The organism is Frankia sp. CoWAU3, assembly GCF_977971855.1.
Map to the genome: position 1 here is coordinate 4,786 of NZ_CDWWXB010000188.1, position 2,572 is coordinate 7,357.

Annotated in this window: 2 protein-coding genes; one reads left to right on the forward strand and one right to left on the reverse strand. The window is 68.4% G+C overall.

Annotated features, from left to right (window positions below):
* Positions 1-616 (forward strand): GGDEF domain-containing protein (locus AC08ON_RS14750; RefSeq protein WP_476617166.1); only part of this gene is annotated, 616 nt, incomplete at its 5' end.
* 43 nt (positions 617-659) lie between these two features.
* Here AC08ON_RS14750 and AC08ON_RS14755 read toward each other — a convergent pair.
* Complete coding sequence (locus AC08ON_RS14755; protein ID WP_476608085.1) at positions 660-1,490, reverse strand: bifunctional 5,10-methylenetetrahydrofolate dehydrogenase/5,10-methenyltetrahydrofolate cyclohydrolase; 831 nt, start codon at positions 1,488-1,490, stop codon at positions 660-662.
* Positions 1,491-2,572 lie beyond the last annotated feature (1,082 nt).

The window sequence follows — 2,572 nt, forward strand, 5'->3', positions numbered from 1 at the left end:
GGTCGCGGTGCTGTGGGTGGCGAACCCGTTGCTCATGCTGGCGATCACGCCCCCCGTCCTGCTGCTGCAACGCAGCCTGTTGCACGCCGAGCTCCTGCATGCCGCGCGGTCCGACGCGAAGACCCGGCTGGCCAACCCGGCGTACTGGCGCCGGGTGGCGGAACGCGAGATCAACCGGGCCTGCCAGGTGGGGCGTCCGCTGTCGGTGCTCCTGGTCGACATCGACCACTTCAAGCGGGTCAATGACAGGTTTGGTCATCTCATCGGGGACGTCATTCTGATCGCGGTGGCGGACGCGCTGCGGGCGGCCACCCGCCCCCGGGATCTCGTCGGACGGTTCGGGGGCGAGGAGTTCGTGGTGCTGCTCACCGAGGTCGAGCTGGAGAACGCGGCCGATGTCGCGGAACGGATCCGCCGCCAAGTCGCCGGAACCCACTGCCGGCTGGAGGGCCGGCCTCCCCTGTCGGTTACCGTGTCCGTGGGAGTCGCGACACATCACGGCCCCCGCGGCGACCTCGCCGGTCTCATCGCCCGTGCGGACTCCGCGCTCTACCGGGCCAAGGCCGATGGTCGTAACCGGGTACGGCTCGCCGGGCCGGTCTACAGCTCCGTCTGAGGCCGCTGCGGGCTCCGCTGATGCCAGGTGGCCGGTGTGCCGATCAGGCGGCGCGCGCCGCCCGGATCGTGTTGCGCAGCAGGAGCATCGTGGTGACCGGTCCCACGCCGCTCGGCACCGGGGTGAGGGCGCCCGCCACGGACGAGACGGCCGCGGCGTCCACGTCACCGACCTGCCCGGTCTCGGTCACGACGGTGCCGACGTCGATGACGGTCGCACCCGGGCGGACGAAGCCGGCGCCGACGAGGCGGGGATGGCCGGTGGCGGACACGATGATGTCGGCCTCGTGGGCGATGCTCACCAGTCCCTTGGTCCGGGAGTGGCAGATCGTCACGGTCGCGTCCTCGGCGAGCAACAGCAGCGAGACCGGCTTGCCGACCACTGGGCCGCGGCCGATCACGCATACCCGGGCGCCGGACATCGGGATGCGGGCCCGGGTGAGGATCTCCACCACCGCGGCGGCGGTGGCCGGCGCGAAGCTCGGCAGACCCAGCGCGAGCCGGCCGAGACTGCTCGGGTTCATCCCGTCGACGTCCTTGGCCGTCGGAATGTGCTCGCCGACCTCGCGGGAGGTCAGCCCGCCTGGCAGCGGCGTCTGGACGATGATCCCGTGCACGGTCGGATCGGCGGCGACGGTGTCGATCGTGTCGAGGATCGCCGCAGGCTCGCCCTTCGGCTCATGCAGCACACAGTGCACGCCGACCTTGCCCGCGGTCCGTTCGATGATCTCGGCATAGGAATACGCTGCCGGATCCGCGGTCGGCAGGACCACCGCCAGGGTCGGCGTGACTCCCGCCGCAGCCAGCCTCTCGGCCTCGTCGACCACGTACCTGCCGATCTCGGCGGCCATCGACCGCCCGTCGAGCATCCTCATGTGCCGTTCCGATCCTCGTCGTTCTCGTGGTCTGGCTCCCGTGGCCCTGCGGTCCTGATGGTCCTCCGGGCCGTTCCGCACGTCCGGGCCGTTCCGCACGGACAAGTCACCGCTGTCCGCAGGCCTTTCCCGCACTCGCGCGGGTTATGCCGTCCTGGCCCACCACGCGAAACCTGGGGAAGGCCCGGGATGCGCCGGCGCAGCGAGCGAGCGGCGGCGGGCACGGTTGTACCGTAGCAAGGCGCGTGGGCAGCTAACCTGCGCGGGGGAGCACGCCAGGGCGGCTCGGTGCACTCGGTTCCAGAACGCTCGGTTCCAGACCGGTCGGTTCTCGTGCCTCGGATTTTCGGAATAACGGATCCTCCCGGGGAAATCCTTCCGGAAGAGGCCCGCCCCTGTGCGGTGGTGCAGCCGAGGTGGGCGATTGCCGAGCGGAAATCCGTGTATTACTAGATATGATCTTCCCGGTTCGGGGTGATGGTGGCAGGTGGTGCGGTCCGGCGGAGTGGGCTGGCCGGTCGTCGACGTTCGCGATCGTTCGAGTCGGCCGGCGCTCGCGGCACGTAGCGGCCCGCTCCTCGCTGTGACATCTACGGACGGCCGGAGCGACGCACCTGAAACGACGCACCTGGCCGGAAGCGTCCGGTGCCCGCTACGCCGCATCCCGAGCCACCCGCCACACTGGCTGTGCTCAGGAACTTCGGCAGGCTTGCCGGATGTAGCGATATGAATGCGAAATTCGTCCTGCTGCGATGAGTCCACGGAACTTGATGTCAGGTAGGTAGCGAGGGTATATCATCACCATTTTCCCGAGTTTATTGTCCTGCTTCTCTTCTCGGCCACCATGGAGACGTCCCGTCCTTGACCACGACGTGGAGTATCGAGATGAAGTCATCCGCCCGCACGACCATCCGTGCGATTCTTCTGGTTTTATTCCTGGCCGCCGACTCTCCGCGACCGGGGAGTTTCCCTCGTTGAAGGCACGTCAGCTTCGGTGAGTGAGCCTTTCCGCGTAACAGCCCGTGACGTTTAGCGATCGCCGATGTGTTGTTCGTGTAGTGGCTGTTTAGGTGGTGCGGCGG

Bases quoted from the DNA above. Each gene is read 5' to 3' on its own strand.
- AC08ON_RS14755 (WP_476608085.1), bottom strand. From the start codon at position 1,490: ATGAGGATGCTCGACGGGCGGTCGATGGCCGCCGAGATCGGCAGGTAC.